This is a genomic window from Polaromonas aquatica, from assembly GCF_050626995.1.
Taxonomy (GTDB): Bacteria; Pseudomonadota; Gammaproteobacteria; order Burkholderiales; family Burkholderiaceae_C; genus Polaromonas; species Polaromonas aquatica_A.
The window spans coordinates 655401-677713 of the sequence record NZ_CP192467.1 but is presented as its reverse complement, the minus strand read 5'-3'; the positions used below and the strand labels follow the sequence as shown (position 1 = coordinate 677713).

Genomic DNA, 22313 nt, shown 5'->3' with positions numbered 1-22313 from the left:
CAGGTATCTCAGGACTGCGGTTCGGCATGAGGCACTACTACCGCAGGCACCTGCGGCATTGCCACCATGGCCGCCACGGATTCGGCAATCCCCGTCAGTGACGGATTGCTGAGGCCTGCGTCTTTCATGATGGCATCCACGATCGGTTTGGCGACCTGGTATTGAAGCGCGGAGTTGACGACCTGTTCGGGCAAGGTGCCCGCGCCGCCGGAACCGCCGGCCTGGCCCGTACCGCCGGTACCATTGCCCGTGGGCATGCCGTTGACTTGGAACAGGCGAATCGACTCGATCTTCTCGAGTGGCTTGACCGACTGCTGGATGATCAGCGGCAGTGACTGGATCAGTTGCAGGCGCACGGCAAGGTCAATCTGCGCAGCGCCCAGGCGATTTTTTGCTTCGTTGATAGCGGTGATGCCTTCTGCTTCAGCGAGGGCCGCGGCGCGCTTGGCGTCAGCTTCGACCTTCAGCGCGAGTGCGCGATTTTCCGCGGCCTCACGTTCGGCGGTGGCCGCCACCGTTACCGAGATCGCCTGCTGTTCCGCCTCCCGCGCCGCGTCGATGAGCTGGATGGATTTTCCGCGTTCGGCGATTGCCACTTCGCGTGCAGTGTTGACAAGTTCTTCGGATTTCACGGCATCGGCGCGCGCAGTGTTCGCGGCGGCGTCAGCCTGCGACTGTTCCTGCGACTTCTGGGCGATGGCAATCGCGGCGGTCTGGTTGGCGAGCTCGATCGACTGGCGTTGTTCCGCCTGCTTGACCTTGGTTTCACGGTCAGCCTCGATTTGCTTCTTCTGAACTGAAAGATTTTTGTCGATCTCTGCACTGTTGACGGTGCGGTCGGCTTCAATGCGCCGTTCTTTCACGAGACGATCGGCGTTGATGCGGACCTCTTCGGCTTCGCGTTGGCGCTCGGCTTCGATCTTGGCGATGGCAGTGGTCTGGTCGGCCTTGGCGTTGGAGATTTCCTGTTGCTGAGTCAAGGTGGCAAATTCCTGCTCCTTGGAAATCGTCAGCTTCAGGCGTTCGGCTTCGAGGTTTTTGGTGCGCACCTGGACTTCGGTGTCTTGCTCGATGTCGTTGCGCTGTTTGCGGCGGCTTTCGGTTTCTTCAGTCAGCCGCGTCAGACCTTCCGCGTCGAAGGCATTGCTGGGGTTGAAGAATTCCTTGGCGGTCTGATCCATGCTGGTGAGCGAGACGGATTCCAGTTCCAGGCCGTTCTTCTCAAGGTCTTCCGCCACGGCGTTCTGAACCGCCTGGACGAACTCCCGGCGCTTGTCCTGAAGCTCGCGCATCGACATGGTGGCCGCGGTGGCGCGCAGGGCATCAACAAACTTGTCTTCAACGAGAACCTTGAGCGCTGCCGGTTCCATGGTCTTCCGTCCCAGGGTCTGGGCGGCGGTGCTGACGGACTCCGCAGTCTGTTTGACACGCACGAAGAAGGCGGCGGCGACGTCCACACGCATGCGGTCCAGCGCGATCAGACTCTGCTCTTCGCGCCTCGAGACTTCGAGCTTGAGCGTGTTCATGTTCACGGGAATGGTTTCGTGAAAGATCGGCAGCACGATGGCACCGCCATCCATGATGACCTTCTGGCCTCCTAGGCCGGTACGCACAAAAGCGGTTTCTTTGGTGGCGCGGTGGTAAAGCCGCGCAAAGATGATGCCGATCAGCAGCAGCGGGAAAAATACCAGTGCTGCCGGGATGGCGATATTTATAAGCATGTCGATCACGTTCACTCCTCCGTTTTTTTGATATTGAACAAACCTTTAACAGGTTTGCCGGCCTTTAAGCCGCTTTTGTCCACTCGATCTCAAGCTCTTCGCTGCCAGTCATGGCCTGCGTCAGCATGGCCAAGAGACCCGCATCTGCACCTGCCTCACGCATCAATTCCAGTGTTTCAGGATTGAGCCAATAGTCCTGGTCGTCCTCGCTTTCTTCTTCCAGGAACCCGACCAGAAAGGCCAGTTGTTCCTGGGTGATGCTGCCAATAGGCGACGAGGTTTGTTTGTTGCGCAATTCGATCAAGTCGTTTCTCCAGTTGTTGGGGTTTAAAGCAGCTCAGGGTGCGGGTTGCGTATGCACTTGAAGCGGGCGCCGGCTTTGCGCACCAGCACGATGGCCGTGCCTTCGTCGAGCGTTTGCTCCGCGATGTCGGGTTCGACCATCACATAGTGCGCACGGCCATTCGCATCGCGGACCTTGGCCTCGGCTGCCACGCCATCGCGCGCATGGCCTTTGACGATGACGCCGGCGCGGCCTATCAAGGTCTGCTCACTGACCGCGCTGGTTTCATCGCCGGGCACGATCTTCGCCAGCAGTCCACCCACGCCGTTGACCGTTGAGGTGCCCGCGAGGAAAGCCGGGATGCTTGCCAGCCATGCGGGGAGCAGGGAGCCGGCCAAGCCGTGGGCGACGGACTGGATTACATAACCGGATACGGTAAATCCTGCCAGGAACAGTATCAGCAGCACCAATAGCGGTACCTTTCCGACATGCAGCCAGCCCAGCGGGCCGTCGGCGCTGTCGGGCATCTCAGGCAGCAGGTTGTCAAGAATGTGCGAGGGGCTGTGCGCCAGCATCAGCCCCGCTCCCTCCACAATGCTCAAGCCGACCATCACGGCCAGCGCGGCGCCAAAAGGCCAGGTTTCCGGTGCGGTGAAGATGATCATCGCGGCGGCTTCAATGGCTCGCCTTGAGCTGGGCCAAGCGCTCGCTGATCTTGTTGTCGCGCACCAGCTGGTTGAGTTCGTTGAGCTTGGCCGCCTGCTCCAGCCCGCCGCTGGCGGCGCCGTCCAGGCCGGTGTGGCGCCGGAAGGTACGGTCGAACGCCGACTGGGCGGAATTCATCCTCGCTTCGGCGGTGGCGGCGGGGTTTTTGCGCAGGTTGCTGGTTTCGGCGAGGCGGCGCGATGACTCGAAGTCCTGGATGGTTTTCTCCATCTCGCGCTTCTTGCCCATCAGCGCATCCACGAAGCCGGATAGCTCCTTGTCCTGCTGGCTCATTTCACTGAGGCTGGTTTCCAGGATGGGCAACTGGGCTTCGATGTCCAGCTGGCGGGCGATCGCCTGTTTGGCCAGGTCTTCGCGGTTTTCGGCAATCGCCGTGGTGACGGAGGCCGACAAGGCATCGTGTTCCTTGTTGAGCTGCAGGTGCTGCTGCTGGGCGAGGTGCCGGTTCGCGACGATGCGCCCGAGTTCGGCCCTGACCTCGTCGGTGACCTGTTCGACCTCGCGCACCGATTGTTCGAGCACGGCGACAGGCGCGGCATCCTCTATTTTGTCGAGTAGCGCATGCGCGCCGCCCGTGATCACGCGGGTAACCCGGGTACGTAAGCTGTCGGCCATAAAAACCTCCCTTTTTAGCGTGGTGACGAAATCAGTCGCGCCAACTCGAGCACACGAGTCGAATTATCAATGATGACTTTTTCATCATAAGCGGCGGCGCGCGCGGTAACCGCTTGTCTCAGCAGTGTCTCTGCCAGTTGCATGGTGCGTTTGACCAGGACGGCTTCCAGTTCCTTTGCACTGTTGGGAGACGAGGCTTGGCTGGCATGCAGCATGGCGATCAAAGCCGGAAGATGCTCCATGAACGCCGCCAGCACTTCAGAGTGCTGGCCGGTCTTACGTTCGAGCTGGGCGATCTGTTCGCGTGTGTTGCGGCCCAAGTCCCGGTACATCGAGAGGGCGCCCAGGTAATCGGCGTCGCCGTCATGCATGCGCTTGAGGTGGAGTACGGCGACACGGAGCTTGTCGCTAAGGGTAGTCGCGTCTTCCATCGGAAGCGTCGACAGCCACTCATAAAGATCGTCGGGGAGTCGGGCGGAAATAGGTACCATGTTGACGATTGTATTCAAATGAATACGTTCGTCAACAGATAAATAAGTGCCGGATTTTCAGAGGTCGGTACGCAATTTCCAGATTTCTGGAAAGAGCACCACGTCCAGCATCTTGCGCAGGTAGCTCACGCCGCCGGTCCCGCCGGTGCCGCGCTTGAAGCCGATCACCCGCTCCACCGTGGTGACGTGCCTGAATCGCCAGAGCCGGAACGCGTCTTCCAGGTCGGTGAGCTCCTCGCCAAGCTGGTACAGGTCCCAGTATTTCTTCGGGTCGCGGTAAACCACCAGCCAGGCCTGCTCGACGGCATCGCTCTCGATATAGCCCAAGGTCCAGTCGCGCTGCGTATGACTGGCCGGCACGGGCAGGCCGCGGCGGGCCAGCAGGCGCAGGGCTTCGTCGTAGAGCGACGGGGCTTCGTAGGCGGCTTGCACCTGTGCCAGCAGGTCGGGGCGGTGCGCGTGGGGCTTGAGCATGGCGGCGTTCTTGTTGCCGAGGGCGAATTCGATACAGCGGTATTGCGCGCTCTGAAAACCGCTGGAGTTGGCGAGGTAGGGGCGTATCGCGCTGTACTCGGGAGGGGTCATGGTGGCCAGCACGTCCCAGGCGTGGACCAGTTGCTCCATGATGCGGCTCACGCGCGCCAGCATCTTGAAGGCGCCGCCTAGCTCGTCTTTCGCAACGTCGGCAATTGCCGCGTGCAACTCGTGCAGCATCAGCTTCATCCAGAGTTCGCTGGTCTGGTGCTGGATGATGAACAGCATCTCGTTGTGGTCGGGCGAGAGCGGCTTCTGTGCACCCAGGATCGCATCAAGCTGCAGGTAGTCGCCATAACTCATCGATTTGCTGAAGTCGAGCTGCGCTTTTTCGTCGCGCACGATGTCTTCGGGCGCTTGGGATTTGTTGTTGTCGCTTTTGTTCATCATGTGACCGCGTGCTTTTGGTTGAACTGGGCTTGCTGCCATTCGGCGGTTTCCAGCACTTGCTTCAAATGTTCGACGGCGTTCCAGACGTCTTCAAAGCCGACGTAGAGCGGGGTGAAGCCGAAGCGAAGGATGTCGAGATGCTTGCCGACCTCGCCATCACCGGCACGGTAGTCGCCGATCACGCCGCGTGCAATCAGGGCCTGCACGATGGCATAGGCGCCTTCTGTTTTGGTCAGGCACACCTGGGAGCCACGCTGGCTGTGTTCGCGCGGTGTGGCCAGGCCCAGGCCGTGCCCTGCGCAGCGCTCTTCAACCAGCCGGATAAACAGGTCAGTCAACGCCAGGGACTTTTTGCGCAGGGCCTGCATACCGCCCATCGCTTCAGCGGCGAGCACGGTGTCCAGCCCGCACTCCAGCGCCGTCATGCTCAGGATGGGCTGTGTGCCGCAGAGGTAGCGGGAGATGCCTGCCGCAGGCTTGTAGTCGGGGGTGAACTGAAACGGCGCCGCGTGGCCCCACCAGCCGGCGAGCGGTTGCCAGAAGCGGTCGGCGTGTTTGGGATTGACCCAGACAAAGGCCGGCGCACCGGGGCCGCCGTTGAGGTATTTGTAGCCGCAGCCGATGGAGAAATCCGCTTTGGCCGCATTCAGGTCCACCGGCACGGCGCCTGCGCTGTGGGCCAGGTCCCAGACGGTGAGCACGCCTGCGGCATGCGCCGCGCTGGTCACGGCGGCCATGTCATGCATGGCGCCGGTGCGGTAGTTCACGTGGGTCAACATCAGCACGGCGACATCTGCGGTGAGTGCGGTGGTGATCTCTTCGGGCTCGACGAGCTCCAGGCGAAAACCGCGTTCACGGCACAGGGCTTCGGCGATGTAAAGGTCGGTGGGGAAGTTGCTGCGCTCGCTGATGATCACCTTGCGCGCGGGCGCGTCTTGCGCGGCGATATGCAGCGCGGCGCTCAGCACTTTGTAGAGGTTGATGGAGGTGCTGTCGGTGGCCACTACTTCGCCGGGCGCCGCGCCTATCAGCCGCGCGATCTTGTTGCCCAGGCGCTGCGGCAGCTCAAACCAGCCGGCGCTGTTCCAGGAGCGGATCAAGCCCTGGCCCCATTCGGCTGTCACCGCTTCGGCGACGCGGGCGGCGGCTGTCTTGGGCAAGACACCCAGCGAATTGCCGTCAAGGTAGATCACGCCTTCGGGCAGTATGAACTGCTGGCGCAGCGCACGCAGCGGGTCTTGCGCATCGAAGGCGCGGCAGTCTTGCAGAGTGGTCATGGAGTGATCTTCAAAGGAGTTCGCGCAAGACTGCGCGAACGGGTGAGGCATCTGCCCGGGTGAGCTTGAGCGGCAGGGCAATGAGTTCGTAGTCGCCTTCAGGTACATCGTCGAGCACCAGGTTTTCGAGCACGCGCAGGCCGTGTGCCAGCAACTGGTGGTGGCTGGGCAGATCCTGGCTGGTGGCCGGGTCCACGCTGGGGGTGTCTATGCCGATAAGTGCTATGTTTTTAGTAGCTAAAAACCCAATTGTTTCCTGAGCTACAGCCGTAAATGACTCCCAACTTTGGCTGGCGACGCGCGATGTGCGCAGCAGCACGCGTGCCGGCAAGTTGTCGAGCGCGTGGGCAATGTGCTGGGGCAATACCAAGGGGCCGCAGCCGATGCAGTGGATCACGCGGCAAGGCCCAAGGTAGGGGGCGAGACCCACCTCGCCGATGGAGGCCTCGCCATTGGCATAGTGCAGCGGCGCATCGGCATGGGCGCCGGTGTGTGGCGACAACGTGATGCTGTTGACATTGACCGGGCAGCCCGGCTCCAGCGTGAAATGCAGCTGTTGCGAGTAGGCCGTGTCGCCGGGAAACACTGCAGCGTTTCCATCCACTGGCGGTGAGATGTCCCAGAGTTTTCGCGGTGGTGATGTGATGGAAGCAGGCATGGATCCAAAGGTAGCACCGGCAAAAATGCCGTGGTGTCGGTTATTTCCAACAATCTCAAAAAATGTTGAAACCTAAAGTACTTTGACTGGGACGAGCCGCGCCACGGCTGCGTGTAGCCTGTGCAATTCGCCAGCCTCGGGCACAATTAAAGGCTGTAGCGCTCATTGCTGCATCGATTTACCAGAACACCTTTACAACCCCCTTCAAAGAGACAAAGGCGCACCATGAATTCCGAGAACAGGTCCAACGGCAAAGTCGCACTCGTCACCGGCGCGGGCACAGGTATCGGCAAGGCTGTGGCCCTGGCCCTGCTGCGTGAAGGCTATAGCGTGGCGCTGGTGGGGCGCCGCGTGGAGCCGCTCAACGAGGTCGCCAGGGAGGGCGGCACGGATCGCGTGCTGGCGCTGCCGACCGACGTGAGCAAGCCCGAGTCCGTGGCGGCGGCGTTTGCCAAAGTAAAAGAAAAGTTCGGCCGCCTTGACCTGTTGTTCAACAATGCCGGCGTGGGCGCGCCGCCCGTGAACATCGAGGACATCACGTTTGAGCAGTGGACCAATGTGGTCGACATCAACCTGACCGGCTCCTTCCTTTGCGCGCAGGCAGCCATCAGGTTGATGAAAGACCAGACGCCCCAGGGCGGCCGCATCATCAACAACGGCTCGATCTCCGCCCACGCGCCCCGGCCCAATTCAGCGCCTTACACCTCGACCAAGCACGCTATCACAGGGTTGACCAAGTCAATTTCGCTGGACGGGCGCAAGTACAACATTGCCTGCGGCCAGATCGACATCGGCAACGCCATGACAGAACTTGCCGCGCGCATGGCAAAGGGCGTGCCGCAGGCCAACGGAGAGATCGCCATTGAGCCGATGATGGATGCGAAAGAAGTGGCCGATGCGGTGGTGCACATGGCGTCGCTGCCGCTGTCGACGAACGTGCAGTTCATGACCATCATGGCCACGAAGATGCCGTTTGTGGGTCGCGGTTGATAGCGCCGGCACGTTGAACCGGGGCCTCCGTGGGTCCCGCTGTTGCGCTCCTGTCATCGTGCCCGGCGCCGATTTTGCCAGCGTGAAATGTGTTGTATTGTATGTATATGAGCAATACAGCATCTGATCTGGAACAGTATCTCGAAGAGCTGGCCCGTACCGCCCGGCCCGGAGATCGCCTTCCCACCATTCGGGATTTGATGCGCCGGTTCGCGGTGTCCCAGATGGTGATTCAGCGCGCATTCCAGGGCCTCAAGGCCAGGGGGCTGATTGCATCGGAGGTGGGGCGGGGAACCTACTTTCGCCTGGAAGGCGAGGCCGCCGGCAGCCCTGGCGCCCCGTCGCCAGCCGGAAGATCAGTGCTGCTGCTTCGCCGTTCAATCAGCATCACCCGCGGACGTGTGTTGATAGAAGGGTTGCAGCGTCGCTTTACCGCGGACGGCCACCGTGTACTGGAAGTTTCTTACACCGATCCCGCTCATGCCCGGACTATATTGAAGGGTTCGCCCCGCTTTGACGCCTGTGTGGTTCAGTCGAGCTACAAAACCATCACGATTGATTTGCTTGCTGCGCTGAAGGAAAAATGCGATGTGTTGGCCGTGGATGGCGCGGCGCTCGCCGGGGCCGACGTCGAGGTGGTCGGCATGGAATGGGGAGAGCCCCTGGCTGTGGCGATCACGCTTTTGCAGCGGCGCGGCCATAGCCGCATTGCGTATGCAACGACGTCGCAACCATTTCTGGCAACCCAAATGGGCCGGCGGCGGTTCGACCACCTGCAGGCGACCCTGACGGGGACCGAGTTGCAGACGATCGCCGTACCGCACTTGCCTGATGAGAACTACGAAGCGGTGCTTGTGGAGATGATCAAGGCAGGGCTGGATGCCTCTGGAAAGCTACCGTTTACCGCGTTGGTGGCGTGGGGTATCGAGGATGGCGCCAGATTTCGGGCGCTGCTGCAAGAAGCCGGAATTGCCATACCCTCACAGCTGGGCGTGGTGTTGCTGGGACGTACGGATCTTGCGAACGAACACGCCAACTTCTTTGACACGATCGGATGCAGCGTAGCCGATCAGATCGAATATTTGCATCAGGCCATTAATGCGCGATGGACCGACCCCTCTCTTCCCTATGGCGTGCGCCTGATTCCTGTAACAACCTATGAGGGTCAATCGATAGGCACGCCGCCGACGGCTGATGCGCTGCGGAAGTCCGTCAAGACTCGCGGCGAGGCGTTTGCGGCTGGTTCCTGATCATCGCTGCGAATGCCGGCGTTTGCTTTCAAGCTTGTATCAAGCGCGACCTGTCACGCCTGGAATTCAACGCTGGAAACGGGCATTGTGCGACCTTCCCGCGCACTCCTAAGCCCTAGCTCAATCAGACCGATGACCTGCATCGCCTCATTGGCCGTGACGGGGTTGATTCCCTTACCGTGGATGGCATCTCGCACGGCGCGGTAGTAGGCGGGGTAATCGCCCTCAACGCAGGTTATTTCGCGCCTGACGCAAGCGCCGTCAGCCCAAACGGAAACCGCGGCAGGCAGCTGATCAACGCCCCAGTCCGGCGCTGGCGGGCGCTTTCCGGCTTTCAGCGCATCTTCTTGAGGATCAAGCCCCATCTTGACGAAGCTGCCCAGGTTTCCGTGCACTGTGAAGCGCGGTCCCGGGGTCAGCGCCAGGGCACTGCCATGCAGAATGATCCGGCTTTGGCCATAGTGCAACACGGCGTGAAACCAGTCGGGAGTCTTTGCCCCATCGCGTTGCTGTGCGAGGTCGAGCATGATCGATTCGGGAAGTCCGAATAGCTGCAGCGCCTGGTCCAGCAGATGTGCTCCAAGGTCGTACCACAGTCCGCCGCCCGTATCGGCGTGTTCGCGCCAACGGTTGAGCACTTCCGGCCGGTATCGATCGAAGTGCGATTCAAAATGAACGATTTGCCCCAGTTCACCGGAGGCGATTACTTTGCGCACAGTCAGGAAGTCCGCATCCCAACGCCGATTGTGGAAGACGGAAAGCAGACGCCCAGCGGCCTGCGCTCTTGCCTGCAGCTGCCGTGCTTCGTCCGACGTGACCGTAAAGGGTTTGTCCACTACCACGTGCTTGCCTGCGGCCAGCCCTGCACAAGCGAGCGGAAAATGTGTGTCGTTGGGTGTGGGTATCACCACAAGGTCAATGTCCGCACGGGCAAAAAGCGCCGCTGCTGTTGCCTCGACCTGCACATCGGGCCAATCGGCATGCACCTTGGCAGGATCACTGCTTGAAATCGCGGCAAGCCTGAGCCCTGGAACTCCTGCTATCAATGGCGCGTGAAAGGTTTTGGTGGCATAGCCGTAACCGACGATACCAACGGAGAGTGTTTGAAGCACAGGGTTGCCCTTTGGTTGACCGTTTATCGAGGTCGCGTTACCCGCTTGACCGTCTCAATCGTGATGGCCGCCGATTCGCCCACGTAGTTGCGCGCTACAAGTGCCTGAGCCAGCCCCTCGGGAAGCCCATGCTTTGCAAACATCGGGTGCTCACTGATGGTTGTTATAAATGGAATCCCTTCGGATTGAGACCGTTGAGCTGCTTCGTAGAGTACCTTGTGTGCTTCATGGCGTCCCATCAGACTGGTCAGCCGCATCATGACGGCTTCCGAAGCGATCAGGCCGCCCGACAGCTCAAGATTGTGGCGCATGGCCTCAGTATTGACGGTGAGACCCTTTGCCAGCCTGGCAAGGGTTTCGGCAATAGACGTCGAGATGACGGCGATTTCCGGAAGCAGGGTGTCGGTCACGTTGGTCGCCGACGAGTCGCCTTCGTCCATGCGCACCATCGCTTCGAGAGCAGCAGGAACCCGCATCCGCATCATGCGTGCAAGACTGACCAGCAGCAGTGCTGTAGAGGGGTTGCGTTTCTGCGCCATGGTTGAGCTGCCCACTTTGCCCATATGGAACGCTTCCGCAACTTCCCCGATTTCTGTGCGCTGCATGAGTACGACGTCTTGTGCGATTTTCTGTGCGGTGCCTGCCAGCAGTCCGAGTGCTGAAATGTAGTCGCACACGCGGTCGTAGGAGGACCGGCTTGGCAGCCCGGCCGGCGGTAGCCCGAGCTGCTCAGCCATGCATTTTTCAACGGCACGGCCCGCCTCGCCCATGGCTGCAAAAGTGCCTATCGCGCCGCCCATGCATGCGACGAACGACGAGGCCAGGCGTCGCACCAGGCGATCGCGGTCCCTGTCCAGTTCGTCAATCCATCCGGCAAGCTTGAAGCCGAAGGTCATCGGCAATGCATGCTGGCCGTGTGTGCGGCCCGCCATCACCGTTGTCTGGTGTTCCTGCGCCAGCCTGCCAAGTGCGGCGATGGCTGCATCCAGATGACCCGTCAGCAAGTGGTGTGTCTTGAGCATCTGCAGTGAACTTGCGGTATCGAAGATGTTCTGGGTCGTCGCCCCCCAATGGATATAGCCCGCCGCTGGGTCGCCACACAGCTCTTCGAACTGGGAGAGCACGGGAACGAGCGGATGTTGCGCGAATGCGATGTCCCTGGACAAGCGTTGCAGGTCGAAGAGCCGGGCATCGGCGTTCTTCCCAATGATCTGCGCCGCCTCGGCGGGGATGACGCCAAGTTCGGCCTGGGCGCGAGCCAGTGCGGCTTCGACATCGAGCCATGCTTGCAAAGTTGCCCTGTCACTCCAGATGCGCTTGGCCTCGCAGTTGAACCAGTGGCCGGTAATAAATGATTCAAACATACTGATATTCATGGACGGCTTGTTGAACGAAAACTTGCATTGATGCTTCGCTTGAAAATTTTTATAGATGCATATTGTATTTACGTAATAACATGTTTTATATTGAATAAATTGAAAATAAATACAATTTACAATAAATATCAATACAATTCATTTGCCACGCACACAGCGGGTATATAAAACATGGAGACACGTCATGGAAAATCTTTTTGCCTGGCAGCGAGCCGGGCGCCGCAGACTGCTAAACCAGCTTGCCTTGCTGGGTGCCAGTGTTTTGTTGCCGGGCATCGGCCTCGCACAGTCGGACAAGCCCGTATCGCTGATAGTCGGGTACTCTGCCGGCGGCAGTGCCGACCTGGTCGCCCGCGTTGTAGGTGCCGAGCTGTCAAAGCGATTGGGACGTCAGGTTATCGTCGAGAACGTCGCGGGAGCCAGCGGCATGATTGCCGCGCAAAAAGCGCTCAACGCGCCGGCTGACGGTCACTTCATCTATATGGGGGGCACGGATACCGTGCTGGTGCCCATGGTCAATCCAAAAGTCAGGCTCGATTGGGAGAAGGACCTTCTGCCGGTTGGCAGAATGACCACGGTACCGATGGTATTCGCGGTCCCCACGGGGTCGCCCCACGCGACGCTTTCCGACTTGGCGGGTGCGCTACGTAAAAGCGGTAAAGAGAACTTCAATTACGCAACGCCCGGAATTGCGACGATGCAACATCTCTATGGGTCGCTCATCAATAAACGCGCGAAGGTGGAAATGTTGCATATCCCGTACCGTGGTGGTGCCCAAATCGTGAATGATCTTGTCGGTGGCCAGGTGGACAGCGCGGTACTGGTCTTGTCGACGGCGATGCCCTTTCTCAAGGAGGGCAAGATCAAGGCGCTGTCGGTGTCTGACGGTGCCCCGGTTCCGCAACTGCCGAATGTCAGGCGTATTGGTGATGAAGAGGGCTTCAACGGAATTTCGCTGCCGCTCTGGCAAGGCCTGTTTGTAAAAGCGGGGACTTCTCCCTCTATCGTGGCCGCTTATGAGAAGGCATTGCTGGATGCTCTCGCGCAGCCCGACGTGCGCACAAAGTTGACGGAAGCCGGCATTACGGTCGCTCCAATGACCGGGCGTGAGCTTCGTGCGTTCGTCGGTCCTCAGGCCGCGCTGTACCGCGATATTGTGAAGACCGCAAAAATCACCATGGAGTGATTCGGACCGGCTTGTCGGCCTCTCCGGTGGCCAGGGTCTCTTGTCCAGCTCACGCCCTATCGTTCATCGCCCAGCGTTTACGCAAGTTGCCCGAGCAGAAGAAACTCCATGAGTGCCTTTTGCGCGTGCATCCTGTTTTCCGCCTCATCCCAAACCACTGACTGAGGACCGTCGATCACGTCAGCTTCTACTTCCTCGCCGCGATGCGCAGGCAGGCAATGCATGAAGAGCGCGTCGGGCTTGGCGGCGCGCATCATCTCGGTGTCTACGCACCAATCGGCAAAAGCCTTCTTGCGCGCTTCATTTTCGGCTTCGTAGCCCATGCTGGTCCAGACGTCTGTCGTCACCAGGTCGGCACCGGCGCAGGCCTGCATCGGGTCTTTGAAGACCTTGTAGCTTTCGGCCGAGCGTATGCCGGCAATCGACTGGTCGACCTCGTAGCCGCCCGGTGTGCTCACGTTCACTTTAAATCCGAGGATTTCGCTGGCCTGCAACCAGGTATTGGCCATGTTGTTGCCGTCGCCTACCCAGGCTACCGTCTTGCCCTTGATGGAGCCGCGGTGCTCGATGTAGGTGAAGATGTCCGCCAGGATCTGGCAGGGGTGAAACTCGTTGGTCAGGCCGTTGATGACGGGCACGCGCGAATGCTCGGCGAAGCGGTCTATCTTGGTTTGCTCAAAGGTTCGGATCATCACCAGGTCGACCATGCGGCTGATGACTTTGGCGCTGTCTTCAATCGGTTCTGCCCGGCCTAGCTGGCTATCACCGGTGGTCAGATGCACCACGCTGCCGCCCAGCTGGTACATGCCGGCCTCAAAGCTCACGCGCGTGCGTGTCGAGGCTTTTTCGAAAATCATGGCCAGCGTGCGGTCAACCAGTGGCTGGTGCTTTTCGTAGGTCTTGAACTTCTTCTTGATGATGGCGGCGCGCTCGAACAGGTAGGCGTACTCAGCCGCGTTCAGGTCGCTGAACTGCAGGTAATGCCGCACTGGGGCGGGGGTAGAGGGGCTCGCAGTGGTCACGCGTTTTTCTCTTTCAACAATTGCTTGATCAGCGGCACCAAAATAGCCACCGCTTCGTCGGCCTCGGCCGTGGTCAGGATGAGCGAAGGGACCATGCGGATCACGGTGTCGGCTGTCACGCTGAGCAGCAAGCCATTTTCGGCGGCGCGGCCGAGCAGTTCGCCGCAGGGTACTGTCAGCTCAATGCCCAACATGAGGCCGCGGCCGCGGATTTCTTTCAGGCCTTTTTCTCCGGCCAGGCCGCTTGCCAGCGCCGCGCGCAGGTGATCGCCCACCTTCACGGCATTGGCCAGCAGGGCTTCTTCTTCCATGAGGCGCAGGGTTTCCACGCCGGCCCGCATGGCCAGAGGGTTGCCGCCGAAGGTGCTGCCGTGGTTGCCAGGGCCGAAGATGCGGGCGGCCTTGGGACCGACCACGACGGCGCCGACCGGCACGCCCGAGCCCAGGCCCTTGGCCAGCGGCATCACGTCGGGTTTGATACCGGCCCACTGGTGGGCAAACCACTTGCCGGTGCGGCCCATGCCGCACTGCACTTCGTCGATCATCAGCAGCCAGTCGCGCTCGTCGCACAGCGCACGCACCTCGCGCAGATACTCGTCCTTCATGCTGTTGATGCCGCCTTCGCCCTGGATGGCCTCAAAGAACACGGCGACCACATTGGGGTTGTTGGTGGTGGCTGCTTTCAGCGCATCGATGTTGTTGAGCGGCACGCGGATAAAGCCTTCAACCAGGGGGCCGAAGCCTGCCTGCACTTTGGGGTTGCCGGTAGCACTCAGCGTGGCGATGCTGCGGCCGTGGAAGGCCTTTTCATAGACCACGATTTCCGGGCGCTCAATGCCTTTGTCGTGGCCGAACTTGCGCGCCAGCTTGAGCGCGGCCTCGTTGGCTTCCAGGCCTGTGGAGCAGAAAAACACGTTTTCCAGGCCCGAGAGCTCCACCAGTTTGGCGGCCAGGGCTTCCTGCAGCGGCACATGGTAGTAGTTGGAGGTGTGGATGAGTTTGGTGATCTGCTCCTGCAGGGCCGGCACCAGCTTGGGGTGGTTGTGGCCCAGGGTATTGACCGCAATGCCGCCCAGCATGTCGAGGTAAGCCTTGCCGTTGACGTCCCAGACGCGGCAGCCCTGGCCGTGGTCCAGCGCGATGGGCAGGCGGCCGTAGGTGTTCATCACGTGAGGGGAGGCGGCTTCGATGTGCTTGGGAAGGGCTGCGGTCATGAGAACTCCGGAACTAGGGGCTTAACGGGGCTGAAAATCGGAGGCCCGCTACAAGTGAAGCGGGCCTGAGCTGATTTTAGGCGCAGAGTTTGCGGGCTTTTGTGACGATCCTGCATCACTGCAATGAGGGCGCCCGGCACCTCTTGATGTTGAAAATCAGGCATCAAGTCTTATATAAGAGTCGCAAATAAGATAGAATTGTTGTGCGGTGCAGCATGGGGTGAATACGATCGCTTTCCCACGTCAGGCGCCGCAAAACCCTCCATCCGATGGTCTCCAACACCGCCAAAGAAGTCTTCATTCAGGGTATTACCCGCGACGGCAAAACCTTCCGCCCCAGCGACTGGGCCGACAGGTTGTGCGGTGTGATGAGCCATTTCCGCCCGGGCGGCCCGCAGCCCGGCAGCCACCTGACTTATTCCCCCTGGTGTGTGCCTACCGTGATCAACGGCGTGAAATGCGTGGTCGTCAACGCTGAGTTGCGCGAGGCCGAGCCTATGGCCTGGGATTTCGCCATCAACTTCGCCAGGGACAATGACCTGCAGATGGCGGAGGCCTGCCTCATTCCGGATAAGCCATAAAGCTACTGCGCGGGCGCGATGCGGCGTTGCGCCTGATGGGAAGCGAAAGGGGCCCATCTCCCTTTCAGTCGCAATCCTCATGTACTGAAGCAGATTCCGGTTGCTGTGCTCCGGGCGCCTTGCCTCGTACCCGTTCGCTACGCTTTCTGGCTCATCCGGGGTCAAAATGAAGCGCCCAACAAAAAAGCCGTCTTTCGACGGCTTTTTTGCTTTGCTGCAGCGCACCCTACAAAACGGCGGACGGTATTTTCGAGAGAAGAATGCCGTCCGGGCGATTTGCCTAATTGCTTAGGCGGCCTTTGCGGGGGCCAGTGCCAGGGCTTTCACCTTGGCGGACAGGCGGCTCTTGTCGCGCGCTGCCTTGTTCTTGTGGAAGATACCCTTGTCGGCAACTGTGTCCACAATGCTCTGGGCCTTGGCGAAGAGGTCCTTGGCTTTGTCTTTGTCACCGGCTGCAACGGCTTTTTCGACGTTTTTCACAGCGGTGCGGTATTTGGAGCGCAGCGAGGTGTTCGCAGCGTTGAGTTTGACGTCCTGGCGGACGCGTTTACGGCCCGACGCGAGGCGGGGGTTCTTTTTCTTGGGTTTGGCGGTAGCCATATATAAATTCCTTTAATCCTGGGGAGGAGTCTGTGGATGTTGCAGCAAAGCCCATGATTATAGCCCCCACAGTCGTTCACTGCGTGTAACTCCTTGCCCCCCGAGGGGGCCGCCCGCCTGTGGCCCGGCAAAGCCGGTTCCACGGCTCATGCTGGTGAAGAAGGATTTTGCGGTCATCTGCTATCAAATCAGTAGCTACTTTCCCACGTTTTACTTGGGCTTGAGTGCGATTTGATGCCTGAATTTAAGCGATTTGCGTTGATTTTCCTGCCGTGTCTGGGCTTCGCGAGGCCACGGCTAAACTCCCTTTGTGTCACTTTTTAAATCCGCTTCTACCGTTTCCCTTCTGACGCTGGTTTCCCGAATCACCGGTCTGGTGCGGGAACTGTTAATCGCGTCGGCTTTCGGCGCAAGTGCCATGACGGATGCCTTCAATGTGGCATTTCGCATCCCCAACCTGTTTCGCCGGCTGTTCGCCGAAGGGGCCTTCAGCCAGGCTTTTGTGCCGGTGCTGGCGGCGAGCAAGACCCAGAACGGTGACGCCGAAACAAAGCTGCTGATCGACCGGGTGGCCACGTTGCTGGCCTGGACGCTGCTGCTGACCTGTGTGGCCGGCGTGGCCGCGGCGCCGGTACTCGTCTGGGCCATGGCCAGCGGCCTGAAGCAGGAGCCGCGCGGCTTTGAGGCGGCCGTGTTCATGACGCGGTGGATGTTCCCCTATATCGGTTTTATGTCGCTCGTGGCGCTGTCGTCGGGTGTGCTCAATACCTGGCGGCGCTTTGCTGTGCCGGCGGCAACGCCGGTGCTGCTGAATCTCTCGATGATCCTGGCCGCCTGGCTGGGCGCACCCTGGTTCAAGGCGCAGGGTATCGAACCGGTGTATGCCTTGGGCGCGGGTGTCATGGTGGGGGGCATCCTGCAGCTTGCGGTGCAGGTACCGGCCTTGCTCCGGCTGGGGCTGCTGCCGCGCCTCGGCTGGAACCCCTCCGCCATCAAGGCGGCTTGGAACGATCCCGGCACCCGGAACATTGCCAGGCTGATGATGCCTGCTTTGCTGGGTGTCAGCGTGGCGCAGATTTCCCTGTTGATCAACACCCAGATCGCTTCACATCTCACGCCGGGTAGCGTCAGCTGGCTGACCTACGCCGACAGGTTGATGGAATTCCCCACCGCGATGCTGGGTGTGGCGATAGGTGTGGTGCTGATGCCCCAGCTGTCGGCTGCCAAAGCTGCCGGCGATGCCCACCGTTACTCTGCCATGCTCGACTGGGGCCTGCGCATCGTGGTGTTGTTGGCAGTGCCTTGCGCCATAGCGCTGATGACATTTTCCCAGGCCCTGGTGGCGACGCTATATCACTATGGCGCTTTTACCGACCGCGACGTGCAGCAAACCACCACCGCGCTGATGGGCTATGGCGCGGGACTGCTGGGACTGGTGGCCATCAAGGTACTGGCGCCCGGCTTTTATGCCAGCCAGGACATCAGGACGCCGGTGCGCATTGCGGTGGTCGTGTTGGTGGTTACGCAGTTGCTTAACCTGGCGCTGGTTCCGTTTTTGCAACATGCAGGACTTGCACTGGCGATCGGCATTGGCGCGCTCATCAATGCGCTGTGGTTGCTGTTGGGGCTGATGCGCCGCGGCAGTTACACGCCGATGCCGGGCTGGGGCAAATTTGCGCTCCAGGTGGTCGGCGCGAGTGCGTTGCTGGCGGTTTTCCTGCTGTGGGCGGCCGGCGCGGTCAACTGGGTCGGCCTGAAGGGCCAATATCTGGAGCGAATAGGGCTTCTGGCGCTCGTCATGATTGCGTCAGGCGCTATTTATTTCATAGCACTATGGGCGTCGGGCCTGAAAGTGCGAAAACTCCTCAAACATTGAACTGTCGCTTTTTTCAGACCCTTCAAGGGCATTCCTTGATTCCCTTTTTACGCCGGTTTATGAGAAAGTAGCGTCATGCAATTAAATCTGGCTGTACCGTCTCCATTGCAGTATTTCTCCAGCCTGGTGGAAAGTGACGAGCATTTCCCCCTGCTTGAAGCGGCCATCAGCCTGGCGCAGGACGAATATCCTGACCTCGATGTGCAACAGGTGCTGGGTGATGTAGACCAGTTGCTGGCCCGGCTCAAGCGCCGCCTGCCGGCCGATGCGCCAGCCTTGCAACGCCTGCGGGCATTGAACCAGTTCTTCTTCCACGACCTGAACTTCGGCGGCAACGTCAATGATTACTACGACCCCGACAACAGCTACCTGAACGCCGTGCTGCGGACACGCCGCGGCATTCCCATCACGCTGGCCGTGCTGTGGCTTGAGCTGGCCCTGGGTCTGGGCCTCAACGCGCGGGGCGTGGCTTTTCCCGGGCACTTCATGGTCAAGGTCAACCTGCCCAAGGGCCAGGTCGTGATCGATCCGTTCAGCGGCCAGTCGCTCAGCCGCGAAGAGCTGTCCGAGAGGCTGGAGCCTTTCCGGCAACGCAGCAGCGCTGACGAGGAGTTCGAGGTACCGATGGGCCTGTACCTGCAATCGGCGCCGCCGCGCGAAATCATCAGCCGGATGCTGCGCAACCTCAAGGAAATCCACAAGACGCAGGAAGACTGGCAGCGCCTGATTCCTGTGCAGGACCGGTTGATCGTCCTGCAGCCCGAAGCCTGGACCGAATACCGTGATCGCGGTTTGGCATGGGCTGCCCATGGTGAACCCCAGCGAGCCATTGCCGACCTGGAAATCTACCTGGCCAACGCTGCGGATGCGCTGGACATCGATGCCATGGCCGAGCGGCTGGCCCAGCTGCGCCGGAGCCGCCACTGAGTAGCCCTTGTCGGGTAAGTTGCTATATATTTGATAGCTGCTTTCGCCTGTTTAAAGCGGGCTACAAGCACTTTTCTTAAAGAAGTTCGATTTCGCTGAGCGTGAGAAAACAGCTCTCGCGTGTGATCGCCACAAAGTCTTCCAGCCAGGGCCGGCCCGACATGGTCTCGGTGCACGCAACATAAAGGTGTCCTGTCAGGCCTTTCTTGCCCACAGGCCTTGCAGTCACGTAACCGCGGTCCAGGTAACTTTGCACGGCCCACTTGGGCAAGGTGGCGATGCCTCGCCCGCTGGCGACCAGTTGCAGCATGGCAATCGTCAGCTCGGTCGTGCGGCGCGCGGGCTTGATGCCTGCCGGTTCCAGCACTTGGCGCACCACGTCGAGCATCTCGTCGGGCACGGGGTAGGTGATCAGGGTTTCGTCGGTGAAGTCTTTGGCCGTGAGATGCGTTTTGGCCGCCAGCGGATGGTTGTTTGCCAGCAGCGCCATGATCTCAAACCGGAACAGCGGATGAAAATCAACGGCTTCGCTGGCATCGGTCTCCGAGACGATGGCGATGTCGGCCCGGTCTTGCAGCACCAGCGCAATCGGGTCAGGATGAAAACCCGAAACAATGTCCAGCTCCACCTCGGGCCAGCGCGTGCGAAATGAATCCATGGCAGGCATCAGCCAGTCAAAACAGGTGTGGCATTCCACTGCGATGCGTAACTGCCCCGAACGTCCTGTGGCCAGCCGTGCCACATCGCGCTCGGCTTCCTCGACCTGGGGCAGTACGGCATCCGCCAGCGCCAGCAACCTGAGGCCCGTGGTGCTGAATTGCGGTGGTACGGACTTGCGCTCAAACAGGGGCGTGGCATAGCGATCTTCCAGCAGCTTGACCTGGTGCGAAAGCGCCGACTGCGTGAGGTTGAGCAACTGCGCCGCGCGCACGAGGCTGCCGCTGTCGCGCAGCGCCGTCAATGTGCGCAGATGGCGGAGTTCAAGGATGGACGGGGACATCAAGGTTCTTTGCTACTGCAATTATTTTCATGTTGAGAGGCAATATCTTTCGTTTGAATAATAATTGAATCTGGCTGACCATGCGTTCTTCTGTGATTTGCATCAGGGAGATAACTGGCATGGTCTACACACATACCCTGGGTTTTCCGCGCATGGGCGCGAACCGGGAACTGAAATTTGCGCTGGAAAAACACTGGCGCGGCGAGATGGGCACCGCGGCGCTGGAAGCCACCGGAGCCGAACTGCGCGAGCGGCACTGGGCCGTGCAGAAAGAAGCCGGACTGGACTTTGTCACGGTAGGCGACTTCGCTTTTTACGATCACGTGGCCAATCACATCCAGATGCTGGGTTGCGAGCCGGCGCGCTTTGGCTTCACCGGCCAGGAGCCTTCGCTTGGCCGCTACTTCGCCATGGCGCGCGGCGTGAATGTGCACAAAGACCATGCACACAGCGCCGACTGTGCGTGCGCGGATGGCAAGGCGGGCGGCGGCAGCTTCGCGCTGGAAATGACCAAATGGTTTGACACCAATTACCACTACCTGGTGCCCGAGTTCAATGCGGCCACGCAATTCGGCCTTGCTTCGGAACGCCTCTTCGACGAAGTGGCGCAGGCCCAGAGTGCCGGCCACCGGGTCAAGGCGGTGCTGCTCGGGCCACTGAGCTTTTTGTGGCTGGGCAAGGAAAAGAGCCAGGGAGGTGAGCCCGGCTTCGACCGCTTCAGCCTGCTCGACAAGCTGCTGCCGGTCTATGCGCAAATTCTTGGGCGGCTGAAGACGCAAGGTGTGGAATGGGTGCAGATCGACGAGCCTATCCTGGGCCTGGATTTGCCCGAGCAGTGGCGCTACGCCTTTGAGCGCAGCTATTCGCAGCTTGCCCGCAGCGCGCCCCAGTTGCTGCTGGCCACCTATTTTTCACCGCTGGCCGACAACCTGAGGCTGGCTTGCCAGCTGCCGGTGGCGGGCTTGCATGTCGATGCTGTGCGTGCGCCTGAGGAATTGGTGGGTGTGGCCGACTGGCTGCCCGCACACAAGGTGCTGTCGGTGGGTATTGTCGACGGCCGCAACATCTGGCGCACAGACCCCGATGCGGCGCTGGCGAAGCTGCGCGCGGTGGCTGCCAGGCACCAGGGGGAGCTCTGGATCGCGCCCTCCTGCTCGCTGTTGCACGTGCCTTTCAGTCTTGCCGCCGAGAGCGCGCTGGATGAGGAACTGCGTTCCTGGCTTGCGTTCGCGGTGGAAAAACTGGGTGAGCTGCGCATGTTGCGCGCGGCGTTCATGGGTGAGGAGCCTGTGGTTGCCAGGGAACTGGCTTCAGCCCGTGCAGCTGCCGCGGCGCGCCGCCGCAGTCTTCGCGTGCACCGGGCCGACGTGGCGCTGCGCCTTGCGCGCAGTGTTGCGGGCGACGATTGCCGCAGCTCACCATTCCCGGCGCGCCAAACCCTGCAGCGCGTGCGCTTTGCGCTGCCGCCGCTGCCCACCACCACCATTGGCTCCTTCCCACAGACTGCGGAGATTCGCGCCGCGCGCGCAGCGTTCAAACGCGGCGAACTCGGTGCGGCGGCCTACCGGGAAAAGATGAAGGGCGAGATCGCGCTGGCGGTGCGCAAACAGGAGGCGCTGGGGCTGGATGTTCTGGTGCACGGCGAAGCCGAGCGCAACGACATGGTCGAGTACTTCGGCGAGCAGCTTGACGGCTTTGTCTTCACGGCCAACGGATGGGTGCAGTCTTACGGCTCGCGCTGTGTCAAGCCGCCGGTGATTTTTGGCGATGTTGCCAGACGCGCACCGATGACGGTCGAATGGACGGCGCATGCGCAGAGCCTGACGAGGCTGCCGATGAAAGGCATGCTGACCGGCCCTGTCACCATCCTGCAATGGTCTTTTGTGCGCGACGACCAGCCGCGCAGCTTGACCTGTGAGCAGATTGCCTGGGCCATCCGCGATGAGGTGGTCGATCTTGAGAAGGCCGGCATCGGCATCATCCAGATTGACGAGCCGGCCATTCGCGAAGGATTGCCGCTGCGCCGTGCGGGCTGGCCCGCCTACCTGCGAGCCGCCACCCGGGCATTCCGCATCAGCGCCTCGGGCGTGCGCGACGAGACGCAGATCCACACCCACATGTGTTACGCCGAATTCAACGACATCCTGCCGGAGATCGCTGCGATGGACGCCGACGTGATCACCATCGAAACCAGCCGTTCCGACATGGAACTGCTGCGCGGCTTTGGCGACTTCAAGTACCCCAACGAGATTGGCCCCGGCGTTTATGACATCCATTCGCCGCGTGTGCCTACCGTGGACGCCATGGTGCGTTTGTTGCGCAAGGCAGCCAGCGTGATCCCGGCAGAAAACCTCTGGATCAATCCTGACTGCGGACTGAAAACGCGAGGCTGGCCGGAGACGGAAGCTGCACTCGGCAACATGGTGCGGGCCGCGCGAGAAGTGCGCAAGGAGCTGGCGGCTTCCTGACTTTGGGGGGCGGGGG

Annotated in this window: 21 protein-coding genes; 7 read left to right on the top strand and 14 right to left on the bottom strand. The window is 60.7% G+C overall.

The window, feature by feature from the left end:
• Positions 1–8 precede the first annotated feature (8 nt).
• The 8 genes from ACQ4MS_RS03370 to kynB all read right to left on the bottom strand — a co-directional run bounded on the left by ACQ4MS_RS03370 (position 9) and on the right by kynB (position 6695).
• On the bottom strand, positions 9–1721 hold the full coding sequence (locus tag ACQ4MS_RS03370) for a flotillin family protein (RefSeq protein WP_431099527.1): 1713 nt from the start codon (positions 1719–1721) through the stop codon (positions 9–11).
• 64 nt (positions 1722–1785) lie between these two features.
• Entirely contained in the window at positions 1786–2025 is a 240-nt protein-coding gene (locus ACQ4MS_RS03365) for a hypothetical protein (RefSeq protein WP_431097724.1), read from the bottom strand.
• A gap of 23 nt (positions 2026–2048) precedes the next feature.
• A complete protein-coding gene (locus ACQ4MS_RS03360) occupies positions 2049–2669 on the bottom strand; it encodes a YqiJ family protein (protein WP_431097723.1) in 621 nt (206 codons plus the stop codon).
• Positions 2670–2679: 10 nt separating this feature from the next.
• Positions 2680–3345 (bottom strand): PspA/IM30 family protein, encoded by a 666-nt coding sequence (locus tag ACQ4MS_RS03355; protein WP_431097722.1) that lies wholly within the window; start codon positions 3343–3345, stop codon positions 2680–2682.
• Between the two features lie 14 nt (positions 3346–3359).
• Positions 3360–3854 (bottom strand): hypothetical protein, encoded by a 495-nt coding sequence (locus ACQ4MS_RS03350; protein ID WP_431097721.1) that lies wholly within the window; start codon positions 3852–3854, stop codon positions 3360–3362.
• A gap of 39 nt (positions 3855–3893) precedes the next feature.
• Positions 3894–4757, bottom strand: coding sequence for a tryptophan 2,3-dioxygenase (gene kynA / locus ACQ4MS_RS03345; RefSeq protein ID WP_431097719.1), 864 nt, complete (start codon positions 4755–4757; stop codon positions 3894–3896).
• Positions 4757–6037 carry a kynureninase gene (kynU, locus tag ACQ4MS_RS03340; RefSeq protein WP_431097718.1) on the bottom strand — a complete coding sequence of 427 codons (1281 nt, stop codon included), beginning with the start codon at positions 6035–6037 and terminating at the stop codon, positions 4757–4759. Before kynU ends, kynA begins: the two co-directional genes overlap by 1 nt.
• A 10-nt stretch (positions 6038–6047) precedes the next feature.
• A complete protein-coding gene (gene kynB / locus ACQ4MS_RS03335; protein WP_431097717.1) occupies positions 6048–6695 on the bottom strand; it encodes an arylformamidase in 648 nt (215 codons plus the stop codon).
• A gap of 225 nt (positions 6696–6920) precedes the next feature.
• On the opposite strand from kynB, the gene ACQ4MS_RS03330 reads away from it, so the two are divergent.
• Complete coding sequence (locus ACQ4MS_RS03330) at positions 6921–7685, top strand: SDR family oxidoreductase (protein ID WP_431097716.1); 765 nt, start codon at positions 6921–6923, stop codon at positions 7683–7685.
• 101 nt (positions 7686–7786) lie between these two features.
• Complete coding sequence (locus tag ACQ4MS_RS03325) at positions 7787–8935, top strand: GntR family transcriptional regulator (RefSeq protein ID WP_431097715.1); 1149 nt, start codon at positions 7787–7789, stop codon at positions 8933–8935.
• Between the two features lie 53 nt (positions 8936–8988).
• Here ACQ4MS_RS03325 and ACQ4MS_RS03320 read toward each other — a convergent pair whose 3' ends face one another.
• Together ACQ4MS_RS03320 and ACQ4MS_RS03315 are read right to left on the bottom strand one after the other, a co-directional pair.
• Positions 8989–10047 carry an oxidoreductase gene (locus ACQ4MS_RS03320; protein WP_431097714.1) on the bottom strand — a complete coding sequence of 353 codons (1059 nt, stop codon included), beginning with the start codon at positions 10045–10047 and terminating at the stop codon, positions 8989–8991.
• A 23-nt stretch (positions 10048–10070) separates the two neighbouring features.
• Complete coding sequence (locus ACQ4MS_RS03315; protein ID WP_431097713.1) at positions 10071–11423, bottom strand: class-II fumarase/aspartase family protein; 1353 nt, start codon at positions 11421–11423, stop codon at positions 10071–10073.
• 184 nt (positions 11424–11607) lie between these two features.
• Here ACQ4MS_RS03315 and ACQ4MS_RS03310 point away from each other — a divergent pair, with 184 nt between their 5' ends.
• Positions 11608–12609: a Bug family tripartite tricarboxylate transporter substrate binding protein gene (locus tag ACQ4MS_RS03310; protein ID WP_431097712.1), complete on the top strand. Its 1002-nt coding sequence runs from the start codon at positions 11608–11610 to the stop codon at positions 12607–12609.
• Between the two features lie 77 nt (positions 12610–12686).
• Here ACQ4MS_RS03310 and argF read toward each other — a convergent pair whose 3' ends face one another.
• Together argF and ACQ4MS_RS03300 are read right to left on the bottom strand one after the other, a co-directional pair.
• A complete protein-coding gene (gene argF / locus ACQ4MS_RS03305; protein ID WP_431097711.1) occupies positions 12687–13631 on the bottom strand; it encodes an ornithine carbamoyltransferase in 945 nt (314 codons plus the stop codon).
• Complete coding sequence (locus tag ACQ4MS_RS03300) at positions 13628–14845, bottom strand: aspartate aminotransferase family protein (protein WP_431097710.1); 1218 nt, start codon at positions 14843–14845, stop codon at positions 13628–13630. The genes argF and ACQ4MS_RS03300 overlap by 4 nt, the downstream gene beginning before the upstream one ends.
• Before the next feature lie 269 nt (positions 14846–15114).
• Here ACQ4MS_RS03300 and ACQ4MS_RS03295 point away from each other — a divergent pair, with 269 nt between their 5' ends.
• Entirely contained in the window at positions 15115–15426 is a 312-nt protein-coding gene (locus ACQ4MS_RS03295) for a DUF3579 domain-containing protein (RefSeq protein WP_431097709.1), read from the top strand.
• 288 nt (positions 15427–15714) lie between these two features.
• Here the strand turns inward: ACQ4MS_RS03295 and rpsT are convergent, their stop codons facing one another.
• A complete protein-coding gene (gene rpsT / locus ACQ4MS_RS03290) occupies positions 15715–16026 on the bottom strand; it encodes a 30S ribosomal protein S20 (RefSeq protein WP_007864125.1) in 312 nt (103 codons plus the stop codon).
• 310 nt (positions 16027–16336) lie between these two features.
• Between rpsT and murJ the strand changes: the two genes are divergently transcribed.
• Positions 16337–17902 carry a murein biosynthesis integral membrane protein MurJ gene (gene murJ / locus ACQ4MS_RS03285; protein WP_431097708.1) on the top strand — a complete coding sequence of 522 codons (1566 nt, stop codon included), beginning with the start codon at positions 16337–16339 and terminating at the stop codon, positions 17900–17902.
• A gap of 75 nt (positions 17903–17977) precedes the next feature.
• Positions 17978–18829 (top strand): SirB1 family protein, encoded by an 852-nt coding sequence (locus tag ACQ4MS_RS03280; protein ID WP_431097706.1) that lies wholly within the window; start codon positions 17978–17980, stop codon positions 18827–18829.
• A 76-nt stretch (positions 18830–18905) separates the two neighbouring features.
• Here the strand turns inward: ACQ4MS_RS03280 and ACQ4MS_RS03275 are convergent, their stop codons facing one another.
• On the bottom strand, positions 18906–19829 hold the full coding sequence (locus ACQ4MS_RS03275; protein WP_431097705.1) for a LysR substrate-binding domain-containing protein: 924 nt from the start codon (positions 19827–19829) through the stop codon (positions 18906–18908).
• A gap of 119 nt (positions 19830–19948) precedes the next feature.
• Between ACQ4MS_RS03275 and metE the strand changes: the two genes are divergently transcribed.
• Positions 19949–22297: a 5-methyltetrahydropteroyltriglutamate--homocysteine S-methyltransferase gene (metE, locus tag ACQ4MS_RS03270; protein ID WP_431097704.1), complete on the top strand. Its 2349-nt coding sequence runs from the start codon at positions 19949–19951 to the stop codon at positions 22295–22297.
• Positions 22298–22313 lie beyond the last annotated feature (16 nt).